Source organism: Streptomyces sp. NPDC059787 (assembly GCF_042732315.1).
Classification (GTDB): domain Bacteria; phylum Actinomycetota; class Actinomycetes; order Streptomycetales; family Streptomycetaceae; genus Streptomyces; species Streptomyces atrovirens.
Genome location: NZ_JBHWHX010000011.1, coordinates 14,297 through 29,332, shown reverse-complemented (window position 1 = coordinate 29,332; position 15,036 = coordinate 14,297). Strand labels below are relative to the sequence as shown.

General features: G+C 72.6%; 13 protein-coding genes. 8 read left to right on the top strand and 5 right to left on the bottom strand.

Features of this window, described 5'->3' with window-relative positions:
* Positions 1 to 23: 23 nt before the first annotated feature.
* Positions 24 to 464 carry a hypothetical protein gene (locus ACFV5H_RS12895; protein ID WP_385044575.1) on the top strand — a complete coding sequence of 147 codons (441 nt, stop codon included), beginning with the start codon at positions 24 to 26 and terminating at the stop codon, positions 462 to 464.
* 18 nt (positions 465 to 482) lie between these two features.
* Here ACFV5H_RS12895 and ACFV5H_RS12890 read toward each other — a convergent pair whose 3' ends face one another.
* From ACFV5H_RS12890 to ACFV5H_RS12880, 3 genes are all read right to left on the bottom strand, one after another.
* Positions 483 to 1,397: a YceI family protein gene (locus tag ACFV5H_RS12890; RefSeq protein ID WP_385044578.1), complete on the bottom strand. Its 915-nt coding sequence runs from the start codon at positions 1,395 to 1,397 to the stop codon at positions 483 to 485.
* A 469-nt stretch (positions 1,398 to 1,866) separates the two neighbouring features.
* Complete coding sequence (locus tag ACFV5H_RS12885) at positions 1,867 to 2,466, bottom strand: HD domain-containing protein (RefSeq protein WP_385194548.1); 600 nt, start codon at positions 2,464 to 2,466, stop codon at positions 1,867 to 1,869.
* A gap of 28 nt (positions 2,467 to 2,494) precedes the next feature.
* On the bottom strand, positions 2,495 to 5,350 hold the full coding sequence (locus ACFV5H_RS12880) for an ABC transporter substrate-binding protein (RefSeq protein WP_385194546.1): 2,856 nt from the start codon (positions 5,348 to 5,350) through the stop codon (positions 2,495 to 2,497).
* Between the two features lie 311 nt (positions 5,351 to 5,661).
* Here ACFV5H_RS12880 and ACFV5H_RS12875 point away from each other — a divergent pair, with 311 nt between their 5' ends.
* From ACFV5H_RS12875 to ACFV5H_RS12855, 5 genes are all read left to right on the top strand, one after another.
* A complete protein-coding gene (locus tag ACFV5H_RS12875; RefSeq protein WP_385194544.1) occupies positions 5,662 to 6,204 on the top strand; it encodes a hypothetical protein in 543 nt (180 codons plus the stop codon).
* 149 nt (positions 6,205 to 6,353) lie between these two features.
* Positions 6,354 to 6,887 (top strand): GNAT family N-acetyltransferase, encoded by a 534-nt coding sequence (locus ACFV5H_RS12870; RefSeq protein WP_385194542.1) that lies wholly within the window; start codon positions 6,354 to 6,356, stop codon positions 6,885 to 6,887.
* Positions 6,888 to 6,896: 9 nt separating this feature from the next.
* Positions 6,897 to 8,390 carry an ABC transporter substrate-binding protein gene (locus ACFV5H_RS12865; RefSeq protein WP_385194730.1) on the top strand — a complete coding sequence of 498 codons (1,494 nt, stop codon included), beginning with the start codon at positions 6,897 to 6,899 and terminating at the stop codon, positions 8,388 to 8,390.
* Positions 8,391 to 8,393: 3 nt separating this feature from the next.
* Positions 8,394 to 10,199: an ABC transporter permease subunit gene (locus ACFV5H_RS12860; protein WP_385194539.1), complete on the top strand. Its 1,806-nt coding sequence runs from the start codon at positions 8,394 to 8,396 to the stop codon at positions 10,197 to 10,199.
* Positions 10,196 to 11,422 carry an MDR family MFS transporter gene (locus tag ACFV5H_RS12855; protein WP_385194536.1) on the top strand — a complete coding sequence of 409 codons (1,227 nt, stop codon included), beginning with the start codon at positions 10,196 to 10,198 and terminating at the stop codon, positions 11,420 to 11,422. Before ACFV5H_RS12860 ends, ACFV5H_RS12855 begins: the two co-directional genes overlap by 4 nt.
* 122 nt (positions 11,423 to 11,544) lie before the next feature.
* Here the strand turns inward: ACFV5H_RS12855 and ACFV5H_RS12850 are convergent, their stop codons facing one another.
* Positions 11,545 to 12,240 carry a tetratricopeptide repeat protein gene (locus ACFV5H_RS12850; RefSeq protein WP_385194534.1) on the bottom strand — a complete coding sequence of 232 codons (696 nt, stop codon included), beginning with the start codon at positions 12,238 to 12,240 and terminating at the stop codon, positions 11,545 to 11,547.
* 414 nt (positions 12,241 to 12,654) lie between these two features.
* Positions 12,655 to 13,419: a CDP-alcohol phosphatidyltransferase family protein gene (locus ACFV5H_RS12845; protein ID WP_385194532.1), complete on the bottom strand. Its 765-nt coding sequence runs from the start codon at positions 13,417 to 13,419 to the stop codon at positions 12,655 to 12,657.
* Positions 13,420 to 13,527: 108 nt separating this feature from the next.
* Between ACFV5H_RS12845 and ACFV5H_RS12840 the strand changes: the two genes are divergently transcribed.
* The gene (locus ACFV5H_RS12840; protein ID WP_385194529.1) at positions 13,528 to 14,505 is read left to right on the top strand and encodes a zinc-binding alcohol dehydrogenase; all 978 of its coding nucleotides are present in this window, start codon (positions 13,528 to 13,530) and stop codon (positions 14,503 to 14,505) included.
* Positions 14,506 to 14,637: 132 nt separating this feature from the next.
* Complete coding sequence (locus ACFV5H_RS12835) at positions 14,638 to 15,036, top strand: 6-carboxytetrahydropterin synthase (protein WP_073931421.1); 399 nt, start codon at positions 14,638 to 14,640, stop codon at positions 15,034 to 15,036.

Below are 15,036 nucleotides of genomic sequence, written 5' to 3'. Positions count from 1 at the left end.
CCGGGACTCGTAGCCTTCTGATCATGGCCGACATCTACGAGCTCCAGCTCACCCTCGACCTGCCGGGCTCGCTCCCGCCGCAGGACCTCGCCCTGCTCCGCTGGCACCTGGGGGAGGAGGGCGGCCGGCAGGACGACGGGTACGAGTACCCCCTCTGGGGGGACCGGGGGCCGGCGCTGCGGATCGGGGGCGCGCTGGTCGGGGAACTGTGTTCCGACGGGCCGCAGTGGGCGCTGACCGTGCGGCAGGAGGCGCATCCCGACGAGTTCGAAGACCTGCGCCGGATGGTGCTGTGGCTCGGCGCGCGTACGACGACCGTGGGCACCGTCGGGTACCTCCGCTTTTACGAGTCCCATGTCCCCGATGTGCTGGTCGCGGAGGCGGGAGCCGTCCGCAGCGCGGTCCTGCGGGTGGAGAAGGTCCTCGAGTCGGCGACCGAGGTGATCCCCGACCCCTACGCGTGAACCGGGGCCGCCGCCCGCCTACTCCGGGGGCGTGGGGGTCTCGGGGGTGCGGTACATCGCCTGGACGTCCAGCTCCAGTTGTACGGTCGGGCCGACGACCGCGATGCCGCGGGCCAGCATCGAGCGCCAGTTGAGGGTGAAGTCCTCGCGGTGCAGCTCCGCCTTCGCCAGGGCCGCACAGCGCAGCTCCTGTTCGTAACCGCCGTTCACCGTGCCGAGGTACGTCGTGTCCAGTCCCACGGAGCGGCTGGTGCCGTGCATGGTGAGCGTGCCGTTCAGCGTCCACCTGGAGCCGCCCCGGTAGACGAACCGGGTGCTGGTGAAGTCGATGTAGGGGTAATGCTCGACGTCGAGGAAGTCGGCGGAACGCAGGTGGTTGTCACGGGTCCTGTTGCCCGTGGTGAGGCTGGCGGCGTCGATGCGCACCGAGACCTGGGAGTCGCCCATGTCCGGGGTGATGCGGATGCCGCCGGTGAAGCGGGTGAAGCGTCCGTGGACGTGGGCCATGCCCACGTGCTTGGCGATGAAGCGGATCGCGGTGTGCGGCGGGTCGAACAGCCAGGTGCCGGGTGGCGGCAGTTCCAGCTGGCGTGCGGGCAGCAGCGCGACGCGCGCCGGGGGGAGGGCGGCACCGGCGGCTATGTCGACGTTGTTGCGGGCCGGGGTGAGGCCCTCCGCCGCGACCATCACGCTGTAGGAGCCGGGTGGGAGCGCCGCCATGAACAGACCGTACGGATCGGTGGTGCCGTGGGCGGCGACCCGGTGGCTGTCCAGGGCGGTCACCGTGACCTCGGCGCCGCCCAGGGGCTGTCCCATGGGATCGACGACCTCACAGCCGTACGCGCCGGCGCCGGCCGGCAGGGGCAGTGAGAGGTCCGGTGCGGCGTCGGGGCCGCCGCGGGAACGTCGACGCCGGAGCAGTCCGAGGGCCATGCGGTTCACCTTTCTTCCTGCGTGTCACCACCGCGAGACCCGCGACGATGGACGTGTTCGCGGTCGCCGAGAATCGCCGAGGAGGGATTGCAGGCGCGATGAAGTCAACTATTAAACGATCATAGAGCAGGTGGAACGGAGCGGTTCGTCGCCGGGGTCGGCGTCCGACATGGCTTGCCCGTGTGCCGGATTGGTGTGAATCGCCGCCGTCCCGGCCATTCGACGGGCCGTGCCGCGCCCGCCGACTGTGATTCTTTGCTCCGGTGCTGTGGCGAACGTCATCTGGAACTGCGGAAGATTCACGCGCGGCTCGCGGTCCCGTCACGCGACCCACACATCGCGCGGGCCGCGCCGTCGCGTCGGTCGGCTCCGTCCGTCCGCGCAGAAGGAGAAAGCCCGTACGCCGCGTGAGCGCACGGGCGACGCCGACGGCGACAGCGACGGCGGTGCGGTCGGCGCCCGGCGGCGCTCACGGGCGGACGGACGCACCGCCCTCCGGCACCGGCCGGTCGAGGTCCGGGTCGCCGAACTCCGCGCGCAGGGCATGGAAGGCGGTGACCTTCTCCTCGCCGAAGCGGCGGACGTGGGCGGCGTACGCGTCGGGGGAGAGGAACGCCGACGGCCGGGACTTGCTGTGGAACTTGTCCGCGTACATCACCAGCCGCTCCTCCCGCGTCACCGCGAGGTAGTCGGCGGGAGGGATCGGGAGGCCCTGGCGCAGGACGTCGTCCTTCGTGACCCCCACCCCGGTGTGGTGGGAGCAGAACCGGCACAAGGGCTCGGGAAAGCCCTCCCCGGCGAGGAGTTCGTGGCCGAGCAGGCCGTGCCGGACGTAGTTCTGGTGGTCCAGGAGGCCGTCGTCGCCGTAGAGGCGGTAGACGCCGATGTCGTGGAGGAGGCAGCCGGCGTGGACCAGTTCGGCGTCGACGTCGAGGCGCGAGACCGAAATGAGCTGCTCGGCGATGCTCCAGACGACCTCGCAGTGCGTGTGGACGAGAGCGAACGCCTCGGCGGTGGGTGCGTGCTTCTGGTGCAGCGCGCGGATCTCTTCAGGCCCCGGAATCCTCACTCGGGGAGCGTAACAACCGGTGCTCCGCTCACTCGATCGAGCATTCCCGCACAGTGAGCGGCTTCGTGCTGCCGGCCGGTCTGCTGCACAGGACCTCCGCCTTCGAGACGCCCTCGGCGGTTCTGCGGACCCGGTTGAGGACGATGCTGTGGCCGTGGCGTTCCGCGTACAGGGGCGCGTCGGTGAAGTCGATCGTTCCGGTGGCCATGCCGTCGAGCTTGACGTTCCTGAGGTTGACCCAGGTCGCCGCGCGGCTCTGGCGTACGTCCCCGAGGCTGGCCGCCCAGTACAGGGCGCGCGTGGCGTCGTGGGAGAGGGCCGTCTGCCCGCTCGCGAAGTCGGCGGCGTCGTACGTGGCCTTTCCGTCCTCCAGCCAGGGGAGGTAGTTGGCGGCGTCCTCGTAGAAGGCGGTCCTGGACGAGGCCTCCTTCAACTCGGCCAGGGCCGCGTGGTACAGCGTGATCCGCGGGGCCACGCCGTCGCGGCCGCCCGTGCCGGAGAACCTGGCCTTGCTCAGGTCGTCACCCGTGAGGATCGAGATCTGCCGGTTCGCGCAGCCCGGTTCGGTGGTCAGCTGCGTCATCAGCGGTCCGATGTCCTCGACCCGTCCGGCGAAGTAGATCACCGAGGGGACGTTCTCGCCCCGGCAGATGCTCTCCGCGTGCGACCGCAGTTCCGGCTTGCCGTTCGCCACCCGGTAGCGCCGCGCGGGCAGCATCCGGAAGCCCTCCCGGTCCAGCATCTCCCCGCCGTACAGGGCCTGTTCACTGGTGTAACGGTCCTGCGACTCCTTGGTGTCGCGGGCCAGCACCAAGGCGTGCGGGGCCCCGTCCCCGGTGCGCAGTTGCCGGGCGACGAGACCGAGCGCCTCGGCCTGGTGCTCGTCGGGAGCCGCGAGACTGAACCAGTTGGAGAACTCCTTCGGCAGGTAGGTCGCCGAGTTGGTGCCGGAGACGACGGGCAGCCCCACCGCGTGCAGCCGGCGTGTGACGTCGGGGCTGCTCTGCAGGTCGCGGCCGAAGCCGACCACGCCGACGACGGTCGGGTCGCGGTCGGCGTACTCGGCGATCGCGTCGGCCGCGACGCGCTGGTGCCCCATGTCCGCACCGCCGTTGGCGAGCAGCACCCGCAGTTTCACGGTGTAGTTCTCGTTGACGACGCGCTGGGCGAGGTACACGCCGGTCAGCTCCTCGGCGCCCTTGACCAGGGACGGGTCCACCGAGGAGGAGCTCAGCGGTCCCGCGTACACCACGGTGACGTAGGCGTCGGGGTGGTCGCGCAGGACTTCGGTGTTCTCCGCGTGCACCAGCCTCTCCAGCTCCTGCAGCCGCTTGCCCTCCCCGGTGGTCCCGCCGCTCAGGTGCGCGCCGAACCGGACGTCTCCGGTGGCTATGCCGACGCACTCCGTGCCGCCGCCGGGCGCGGGACGCCGCTCGGTGTCGCGGTCGGCGGTCAGCAGGCCCGCCGAGCAGTACGTCCGGTGCAGTTCGCGGGCGTGGACGACGCCCGCGGTGACGACCAGGGCGAGGACGAGGAGCAGGCTGTGCGCCGACCACACCAGGCGGGCCAGGGACGGCCGGTGCCCGGCCCTGACGCACCGCCAGTCCGTCTGCCGCAGCTGCACCAACTCGCCGGCGGGCAGCGGGATCCTCAGTACCCAGGGCAGGGCGTTCGTCCTGCTCGGTGACTGATCGGCCCGGAGGTTTCCGGCCCATTCGTCGTACCAGTGCCGCAATCGTTGGGGGAGACGCGAGGGCGGGGACGGGGGCTGCTGCGGCCGGTTGACCGGAGGGTTGGCGTCCGCGCCCCGGTCCAGCAGGGCCGCGTCGTCCGCCGCCACGCTCGCCACGATCAGCAGCGGGTCGAGCTCGCTGCGCCGGCTGCGGACGTCGCTGACCGCCCTGAGCAGCTCTATGCCGCCGTTCTCCCGGCCCACCCGGCGCAGGAACAGCACCGGCGGGCGCGTCCGCTTGAACCCCCGCAGGTCCCAGCTGCCGCGCCGGTGGTTGTCCCGCAGGTCCTCGAAGAGTGCCAGCACGTACAGCTGGAGGGGGAACGGGCCGCCTTCGCGCATGGCCTCGGCCACGTCGTAGGCGCGGGCCGCGATGGCCCGCCAGGAGCGGACGGGCCGCAGCAGCCGCACGCTGGTCGACTGGCGGCGGGCGGCGGACTGGAGGAACGTCGTGGTCAGGAACCACCGGCTCTCCCTGCGCAGCCACAGGAAGAGGGGAGCGCGCCCGGGGACGTGGTTGAGGCCGGCGAGGAGGATCATCAGCCCGATGCCCGCCAGGACGGCGATGTACCACTCGGGGCGGGTGAGCAGCGCGGTGAAGGCGCCCAGGACGCCCATGGGGAGGAACTGCTGCACGTCGTTGAGCAGTATCTGCCGGTTCCGGCGCGAGGGTCTGCGGGGGCGCCAGCGCTGCTTGGCCAGGATGCGCAGCAGATGTGTCTGGGCCCGCTCCCGCTGGGCGTTCCCGTCCGGAGTGCCGCCGGGGGCGGTCGGCCAGTGCTCGCGCATCTCCGGGTCGTCGGTGGCCTCCTGGAGGGCGCGCACCAGGTTGAGGCGGGGGAAGGAGTAGGGACGGTAGGCGGCGGACCGGTCGCCCCACTTCCTGGAGTCACCGAGGTCGACCAGGAGCCGCGCGGCCCGGGCGGTGGGGTCGAGGTCCCCCGGCTGCGGCTCGGTCGGGGCGACGGCCAGGCGCGTACCGTGACGCTGCTGCCCCTCGCTCAGCTCGTCGACGAGTTCGGTGACCCGGTCGTCGCCGGCGGAGTCCTCGGCGTGCAGCACGATCACCGGCATCGGGGGATCGCTGGTCCGGAAGTCCTGGATCAGGGACTCCAGCTGTCGCTGGACGTCGATCCCCGCCTCGGTCGACATGCCCGGGTGACCGCCCGGGCAGTCCTGTGGGAAATTCTGGTCACGGCCGTGCACGGACACCCCCCGTGGTCATAAGACACATGTGTCGCAAGCGCCTTGTGAGGATAACTCCCACCCCTGACAACCGCCCCCGGCGCAACGGCGCTCCCTCGGGGCGGTGATGCCGTGGCCGGTGGTGTCGCCTCCGGCGAGCAGCGTCACACGATCGGGTGGTGCTGTGCGATGCGGGCACGTGCGGGGCGGGCGGTCCGTTCGATCCGGTGACGGGAACATCTCCCGTCCTCACACGACACGGACGACCGGAGCACATCATGAGCCTGCATCTCCGCCGCAACCCCGACGGCACGACGACCGGGCGGAACGAGGCCACCGGCTTCACCGTGACACACGCCGAAGAGGAGGAGGTGAAGCGGCAGTTGTACGAGGACGCGGGGTGGGCGTACACGCCGCCACCGCCCCCGGTGCCGCCCGGGTTCCACCGGTTCGCGCTGGTGCACGAGGAGTTCGACGACACGGGTTTCGCGGACGAGCGGTACGCGGGACTGCGGGAGCATCCGCCGGAGGGGTGCGTGCCGGCCGACCGGGGCTGTTTCGCCCTGGAGTGCGAGCGGCCGGGGAAGACGCTCCTGGACGCGGTCGCCGGGACCGTCGCGGAGGTCCGCCGTGAGCACGGGCTGGTGATGAACAGCCTGGGTGTCGAGAAGCCCCAAGAATGGTTCGACGCCGACCACAAGAACGGATACGCGGCGGAGACCGTGGCGCACCTGGTGCTCATGGCGACCGACCGGGCCCGCCGGCTCGGGTACGGGCGCAAGGACCTGGTCCGGCTGCTCGGGGCGGCCGGTCTTGAGTAGGCGAGGCGGGGGAGGCACCGGGGCGATCGGCCGGCCCGGCGGGCGGCGGGCGTGTTTGGAAATGAATGTCATGTATGTAGGGTCCAGGTGTGTCGGCGGGCCCTCACCCCCTTGATCACCCCGGAAGCCTTCTTGCATATGCTTTGCAAGTGCGTGACTACAGCATCAGGGCCGCGGGCCCGGCAGACCTCGACCGTGCGCGAGCCGTGATGCTCGACACCGTGTACCGAGACTTCGGCACCGGGTACGTGCCGCGGTGGCACGGCGACATCATCGACCCGGGTGCCGCCTATCTCGCCCCGCCCCGGCACACCCTGCTCGTCGCGCTCGACCCGGACGGCGAGGTCGTCGCCACCGGGGCCCTCGACTCCCGGGGCCCCGCCCATCCGCCGAACCCGCGCGAGCTCGCCGAGCGCTACCCCTCCGGCGAGACCGCGCAGTTGCGGCGGGTGTACGTGCGGCCGGACCACCGCAGACGTGGACTGGCGCGGCGGATGGTCGGTGAACTGCTCGACTTCGCGGCAGCCGACGGAGGCTACCGGTCCGTGTACCTGCACACGGACCCGTCCGTTCCGGGGGCGGAGCCCTTCTGGCGGTCGCTGGGCAAGGTCGTGCACGACGAACGTGAGGACGCGGACGGCGGCAACGGAGTCGTCCACTTCGAGATACCGATGGGACGGTGACCTGTGCGCCTGCTTCGTTCGCGGCTTCTCGCCGCCCTGGCCCTCACTCCACTGCTGGCCGGCTGCTTCGCCTCCGGAGGAGATGAATCCGGGGGCGGCGGCGACGGCAGGAGCGGCTCCCGGCTGCGGGTCGCGCTCGCCTTCCCGCCCGCCGAGCGGCTCTCACCGTACGGCGCCGACGCCACGATCCTCAGCCGGCTCGGCGTCTCCGAAGGGCTGACCGCGATGGACGCCAACGGCGCCGCCGCGCCCGCGCTCGCCCAGTCCTGGCGACAGAAGGACGCGAAGACCTGGGTGTTCACACTGCGCGAGGCCCGCTTCCAGGACGGCACGGACGTCACCGCGTCCGCCGTCGCCGACGCGCTCACGCACGCCGTCGAGGCCGAGCCCGAACCCGCCGCCCTCTCCGGCGTCGGCCTGGCCGCCGAGGCCGACGGCAGCCGCGAGGTCACCGTCCGCACCGCCGAGCCCGACCCCGTTCTCCCGCTGCGGCTGTCCAGCCCGAGCCTCGCCGTGTTCTCCGGCAAGGCATACGACGCGAAGGGCCGCGTCGACCCCGTCGGCACCGCCACCGGGCCCTTCGAACTCACCGAGGCCGACGGGGCCTCGTCCGCCGCGCTCGACCGCTTCGACGACTACTGGGGCGGCCGCGCCCAGGCCTCCGGCGTCGACGCCCGCTTCATCGCCGACGGCACCGCACGCGCCAACGCCCTGCGCACCGGTGAGGTCGACATAGCCGAGGCGGTACCCGTCGCACAGGCCGCCGCCCTCGACCGGAAGACCCGGCGCGACACCGCCACCACCCGCACCACGAGCCTGCTGCTCAACTCCGCCTCCGGGCCCCTGAAGGACCCGAAGCTGCGCGCCGCCGCCCGCGCGGCCGTCGACACCTCCGCGCTCGCCGAGGGGGTGTACGAGGGGTACGCCGACCCGGGCGCCGGCGTCTACGGGCCCGCCGTGACCTGGGCCGAGGGCAAGCGGGTCGAGCCCACCGGGCGGGCGGAGGCCGGCAGTGCGAAGGGAACCACGATCACCCTCGCGACGTACGACAACCGGCCCGAGCTCCCCGAGGTCGCGCAGGTGGTGAAGCAGCAGCTGGAGAAGGCCGGCTTCGAGGTGAAGCTCGAGATACGGGAGTACTCGCGGCTCGAGGGCGACGCGCTGGACGGGAAGTTCGACGCGTTCGTACTCGCCCGCAACACCCTCCTCGACACCGGCGACCCGGTCGCCGTCCTCGCCAGTGACTACACCTGCGACGGCGGCTACAACATCGCCCAGCTGTGCGACAAGGACGTCGACCGGGCCGTCACCGAGGCCGAGCGGATCGCCGACCCCGGCAAGCGGCAGGACGCTGCCATGGCCGCCGAGGCGGCCGTCCTCGGCAGTGACGCCGTGGTACCGCTGGTGCACCAGCGGATCATCACCGGTGTGGGCACCTCGGTGCGGGGCGTGCTGCTCGACCCCTACGAGCGCACCCTCGTCGGTACGGGAACGCGGCGCTGACCCGTGCGACAGCCCCTGACCGCACTCCTGTGGCGCGTTGTCCTCGCGGCCGCCCTCGTGTGCGGCATCGGCCTGCTGCCCTGGTTCTCGCACACCGACCCGGCCCTGACCGTCCTCAAGGCACGGTCGGCCGAGCGTGATCCCACCCCCGAGGTGCTGGCGGACATCCGTGCCCAGCTGGGGCTGGAGTCGGGCCCGTTCTCCCTGCTCGGACAGTGGCTGGGCGGGCTGTGGCACGGGGACGCCGGACGGTCGTGGATCTCCGGCGGCGAGGTCCTGCCCGCTGTGCTCCAGGCACTGGGCGCCTCCCTGCTGCTGATGTCGGTGTCCCTCCTCGTCGCCGCCGTCACCGCGGTGCTCGTCTGCGCCCGCACGCTCCACCTCGGGGCGCGGCGGCAGCTCGACGGCCGGCGGGCCGGGGGCGGCGGGTCGGCGGTGCTCGCCGCGCTGCCCGAGTTCCTGGTCGCCTCCGTGCTCGCCACCGTGGTCGGAGTGCACCTCGGCTGGCTGCCCGCCCTCGGCTGGTACGGGCCGCAGTGGACCGTGCTGCCCGCGCTCGCCCTCGGCCTGCCCGCCGGAGCCGTGCTGGGGCGGCTGCTCGACGATCTGCTGCCCGGCGCCTTCGCCGAACCCTGGGCACTGACCACCGCCGCCCAGGGACTGCCCGCCCGGCGCGTCGCCCGCCGGGCGGTACGCCGCTGTGTGCCCGCGCTGCTGCCCAACCTCGGCCTGTTCGTCGTCGGGCTGACCGGCGGGGCCGTCGCCGTGGAGCAGGTCTTCGACATCCCCGGACTCGGCCGCACAACCCTTCAGGCCGCCCTCGCCCAGGACCTGCCCGTGCTCCAGGCGGGCACCCTCGCCCTGGTCCTGCTCGCGGCCGTGGCCACCGGGGCGTGCAGGATCGCGGCCCGGCTGCTCGTCGGGCCGGCACTGCGGGACGGCGCCCTGACGACGCTGCACCGGCCGGTCCCGTCCATCCGCCACGTCCAGCCCCTTGTCTACGGCGCCCTCCTGGCCGCCGTCGTCGTGCTCGGGCTGCCCCGCGACCCGCTCGCGGTGGACACCGGGGAGCGGCTCCAGGCCCCGTCCCTCGCCCATCCGTTCGGTACGGACGCCCTCGGCCGGGACCTGCTCGCCCGGGTCGGGCACGGTGCCCTCGACACCCTGCTGCTCGCCCTCGGGATCAGCGCCGTGGCCCTGTGCGCCGGGGTGGCACTCGGGCTCCTGCCCCGGTTGTCCGGGCCGCTCGCCGACACGGTGAACGCCGTACCGCCGGTGCTCGGCGCGCTGCTCGTCACCGCCGCCGTCGGGGGCGGGGCCGCCACACCGGCGATCGCCGTGACCGCCGTCGCCTGGACCCCGCTCGCCGCGCACACCTCGGCGCTGCTGATCCAGGAGCGCGCCACCGAGCACTTCGCGGCCGCGCGGCAGTTCGGGGCGGGCCCCTGGTACCTGCTGCGCCGTGAACTGCTGCCCGCGGTACTGCCGCCCGTCACCCGCCATGCGCTGGTACGGCTGCCCGGGATCGCCCTCGCCCTCGCCTCCCTCGGCTTCCTCGGTCTCGGCGCCCAGCCGCCGTCGCCGGAATGGGGGCTGCTCCTCGCCGAGAACCAGCCCTACGCCGAACGCGCGCCCTGGGCCGTGCTCGCCCCCGCCGCCGTCCTCGCCCTGCTCGGGGCGTTCGCGGTGACCGCGGCCGGTGGAGTGCGGTGGCCGGGACGACGGCGCGGGCGAACCGGGGACCACGGGTCCGGGGAGGCGCCCGCGGGCCCGTCGTCGGTCACCAAGGAACTGGTGGAGGCGCGATGACCGTCCTGCCCACCCGTCCGCGCGAGGCGACGGGCCGGACCCGGCTCTCCCCGCTGCTGCGGCTGCTGATCGTCACCCAACTCGCCTTCAACCTCGGGTTCTACGCCGTACTGCCCTTCCTGGCCGCCCATCTCGGACAGGCCATGGGAATGGCGGGCTGGCTGGTCGGACTGGTGCTGGGACTGCGGACGTTCAGCCAGCAGGGACTGTTCGTGGTCGGCGGGGCGCTGGCCGACCGGTACGGCATCCGGCCGGTGGTGCTCGCGGGGTGCGCCCTGCGGATCGCCGGTTTCGTGTGGCTGGGGTACGCCGAGCGGACCTGGGCGGTGATCTGCGCGGTGGTGCTGATCGGGTTCGCCGCCGCCCTGTTCTCCCCGGCCGTCGAGTCGGAGGTGGCCCGGCAGGCGGTCGTGCGGGAGGAGGCGGGCGGGGGATCCCGCCCCCGCGTGCTGGCGCTGTTCACCGTGGCGGGGCAGGCCGGCGCGTTCGCCGGGCCGTTGCTGGGCGCGCTGCTGCTGGCGGTGGACTTCCGTACCGCGTGCCTGGCGGGCGCCGGGGTCTTCGTGCTGGTGCTCGCCGGTCACGCCCGGCTGCTGCCGCAGCGCATACCCGGGCGGGACCGCACACCGGTCAAGGGCGGACTGCGGCTGGTGCTGCGCAACCGGCCCTTCCTCGGCCTGTGCTGCGCCTTCGGCGCCTACCTGCTCGCCTACAACCAGCTGTATCTCGCCCTCCCGGTCGAGGTGGAGCGCGTCACCGGCTCCCAGACGGCGCTGGCCTGGCTGTTCGCCCTGTCCTCGCTGCTGGTGGTGACCGCGCAGCTGCCGGTCACCCGCTGGGTGGGGGAGCGGCTGGCGATGCGCCGGTCGATGACGGCCGGTCTGCTGCTCGTCGCGACCGGTTTCGCCGTGGTGGCGGCGGCACGCCCTGCCGGGTGGTCGGGGACCGCCGGACTGGTGCCCGCGGCCGGGTTCGTGGTCCTGCTCACCCTCGGCCAGATGCTGGTCGCTCCGGTGGCCCGCGCATGGGTGCCCGACCTCGCGGAGGAGGGCCGGCTCGGCCTCTACACCGGGGCGCTGTCCTCCGTCTCCGGCCTGATCGTCCTGCTCGGCAGCTCGGCGACCGGCACACTGCTGGACGCGGGGCTGCCGCCGGCGGTGCCGTGGCTGGTACTGGCCGGTGCGACGGGGGCGGCGGCACTGCTGCTGCCACGGAGGGCGTGACGGGAGCGGCCCCCGCCCGTCCGCTTCCGGCCCGGGGGCGCCACTGCCCCGCCCTCCGGATCGGTTCTCGTCAGTGGCCGGGCACGGCGGGCTCTGCCGCCGTGCCCGGTGATGTCGAAGCCCTACGCGCCGTTGCCGGCCTGCGTGCTCTGCCACTGGGTGAGAAGTCGCCGGGTGGAGGCTGTCGTCGGATCGGAGGTGCCGAGGGACCGTTCCATGGCGGCGACGATGGCGGTCATGTCGTCGACGGCTGCCCCGTTGTCGGGGCCGGCGTGTTCGTAGCGCAGGATGGTGAGACAACTGCGTGATATCAAGACGGTGTTGTGTTCGGCGCCCAGGTGCTCGGTGCCGGTGGCGATGACGTCCTCGTACGCCGCTTCGGCCTCGTCGACGCGGCCGTCCTGGTTGAGCCACTCGGCGAGGCAGTGGCGGGCGGCCAGGGTGTCGGGATGGCCGGGGCCCAGGACCGGTGTGATGTCGCCGATCAGTTCCCGTATCGCGGTGAGGCGGTCGGGCAGGTCGCCCGTCTCGCCCCGAATCTGCAGGCTCAGCAAGCGGGCCGACAGGGTGTCGGGGTGGTCTGCTCCCAGAACGCGGGTCAGGTCCGGCAGCACCAGCTTGATCCGGTACACCGCGAGTCCGGGTCGGCCCTGCATCAGACACGTCGCAGCCGACAGGACACGGGCGCGCAGAACGGCCGGATCGTCGCCACCGAGGCGTAACTGTGCCAAGGCCACCGGGAACGGGACCTCGCGATGCGCCAGTCGTACGAGCACCACCACCGCGCACAGGGCCACGAACAGGTGAACCCAGAGCATCCCGCCGACAGGAACGAACAGGGCGCCCACACCGGCAAGAGCCAGAGAGGCCAAGGGCCAGCGCCATGACTTCGATATTCGCCGCATTCGAACATCATTGCGCTTCCGGTGAATCGAAGGATAGTGAACGGTCCACTGGATCAGGACGGTTTCCTACCGGGGGATCGCTCGCCGGTCCGTACGCGGGACGGGGAGCGCGGAGCCCGTACCGTTCGGGCCGGAGCGCGTGGCCGGCCACACGAGTCGGTGCCGCACCGACTCGATGACGCCGACCTCGGCGACGTCCCCCACACGGTCCTCGACTCCGCTCGCGTGCGGGCTGAGGAAAGGAGGGCGAACCCACCGGCTCAAGCCCTGTGCGATGGGCATCCGCTCACCTCACCGACGACGGTGTGCCGCGCCCCCGGCCGGCCGTCAGCCCGCGACCAGTTCCCGCCGCACCTCGGGCCCGGCGGGAGCCGCCTCCACCCGGGACGTCCGCCACAGCCACAGCACGTCCCGGCCGAACGACCACACCAGCAGCCCCAGCGCCAGCACCACCACACCGACGTTGACCACGTGCGGCAGCAGAGCCGCCCCGGCCAGCAGCAACAGCACGCCCTGGAGCGCGGCCACCGTCTTGCGGGCCGTGCTCGGCGGGAGCGGGGCGGTCAGCCAGGGCCGGACACGCGCGGCGGCCACGAAGACATACCGCATACCACCGATGAGGAGCACCCATGGACCCATCGCCATCGACACGTACACACTCAGCACCAGGATCAGGAACGCGTCCACCTCCATGTCGAAGCGGGCGCCCAGCGGAGTCGACGTACCGGTCCTGCGGGCCACCTTGCCGTCCACGCCGTCCAGGATCAGGGCCACGGCGGTCAGGCCGACGAAGAGCGAGACGGGCGGTGAGTCCTGGAACGAGTCGGCGACCAGCGCGGTGACCCCGCCGACGAGGGTGGCACGGCCGAGCGTGACCCGGTTGGCCGCGCCGAAGGAGCGCAGCCGGGACCGGTGCAGGGCCCGGGAGAGCACCGCCCAGGTGGCGATCGCGAACGCGAGGCCGGTCAGCCAGCCCGCGGGGCCCATGCCGATCGCCGTACCGATCAGGGCCAGCAACAGGATCTGTACGCCCGCCCCCACGGCGGTCTCCTGCTGTACGAGCCTCGCGTCGTAACTGTTGTTCAGGGCCACCGAACACCCTCCGGCCGTGTGACAGAGTCGATCAACGCCGCTACCTTGTGCGCGGCCTGTGCACCACTCGGTACGCGCGCGGCTTCCCGATCGTTCAGGAGGAATTCGATGAACCGCACCGCACGTGCGTTCTGGCTCGACTCGCCCGGCCGAGGGGCGATCCGTGAGGTCGCCCTGCCCGCCCCCGGCGCGGACGAGGTGCTGGTGCGCTCGCTGTACTCCGGGGTGAGCAGGGGCACGGAGACGCTCGTCTTCCGAGGCGGGGTGCCGGAAAGCCAGCACGCCGCCATGCGGGCGCCGTTCCAGGAGGGCGACTTCCCGGCCCCCGTGAAGTACGGCTACCTCAACGTGGGGGTGGTGGAGGAGGGACCGGAGGCACTCGTCGGACGCACCGTGTTCTGCCTGTATCCGCACCAGACGCGGTACGTCGTCCCGGCGGGCGCCGTCACGCCCGTGCCCGACGGTGTGCCCGCCGGGCGGGCCGTGCTCGCCGGCACGGTGGAGACCGCCGTCAACGCGTTGTGGGACGCGGCGCCGCTGGTCGGCGACCGGATCGCCGTCGTCGGCGGCGGAATGGTCGGCTGCTCGGTGGCCGCGCTGCTGGCACGGTTCCCCGGCGTACGGGTGCAGCTCGTCGACGCCGAGCCGGCGCGCGCCAGGACCGCGGCGGCGCTCGGCGTCGGGTTCGCGCTGCCCGGGGACGCGCTCGGCGAGTGCGACCTGGTCGTGCACGCCAGCGCCACCGAGCAGGGACTCGGCCGGGCGCTCGAACTGCTCCGCCCCGAGGGCACCGTCGTCGAACTGAGCTGGTACGGCGACCGGAAGGTGAGCCTCCCGCTGGGCGAGACCTTCCACTCCCGGCGACTGGTCATCCGCAGCAGCCAGGTCGGCACCGTCTCCCCGGCCCGCGCGAACCGCGGTTACGCCGACCGGCTCGCCCTCGCCCTCGACCTGCTCGCCGACCCCGCCCTCGACGCCCTCGTCACCGGCGAGTCCGCCTTCGGGGAACTGCCCGACGTCATGCCCCGCCTCGCCTCCGGGGAGACACCGGCCCTGTGCCACCGCGTGCGCTACGACACCCCGTAGCGGGGCCGGCGCGCCTGACCTGAGAAAAGACGTGGCGGACGCTGAACAGGGGAAGGCAGTCAGCCGTACTACACGGCATCCCCGTCGGAGATCGGCCGGGGAGCAGACGCGCCGCACCTGGAGGGTCGTCCGTTGTTCAGCATCACCGTCCGCGATCACATCATGATCGCCCACAGCTTCCGCGGCGAGGTCTTCGGACCGGCCCAGCGCCTGCACGGAGCCACGTTCCTCGTGGACGCCACGTTCCGGCGCGAACAGCTGGACGAGGACAACATCGTCGTCGACATCGGCCTGGCCACACAGGAACTCGGGGCCGTCGTCGGCGAGCTGAACTACCGCAATCTCGACAACGAACCCGACTTCGCGGGGGTCAACACCTCCACGGAGTACCTGGCCAAGGTCATCGCCGACCGGCTCGCCGAACGCATCCACAAGGGTGCGCTGGGCGAGGGCGCCAAGGGCATCGCGGGCATCGCCGTCACCCTGCACGAGTCGCACATCGCCTGGGCGAGTTACGAGCGTGCCCTGTGA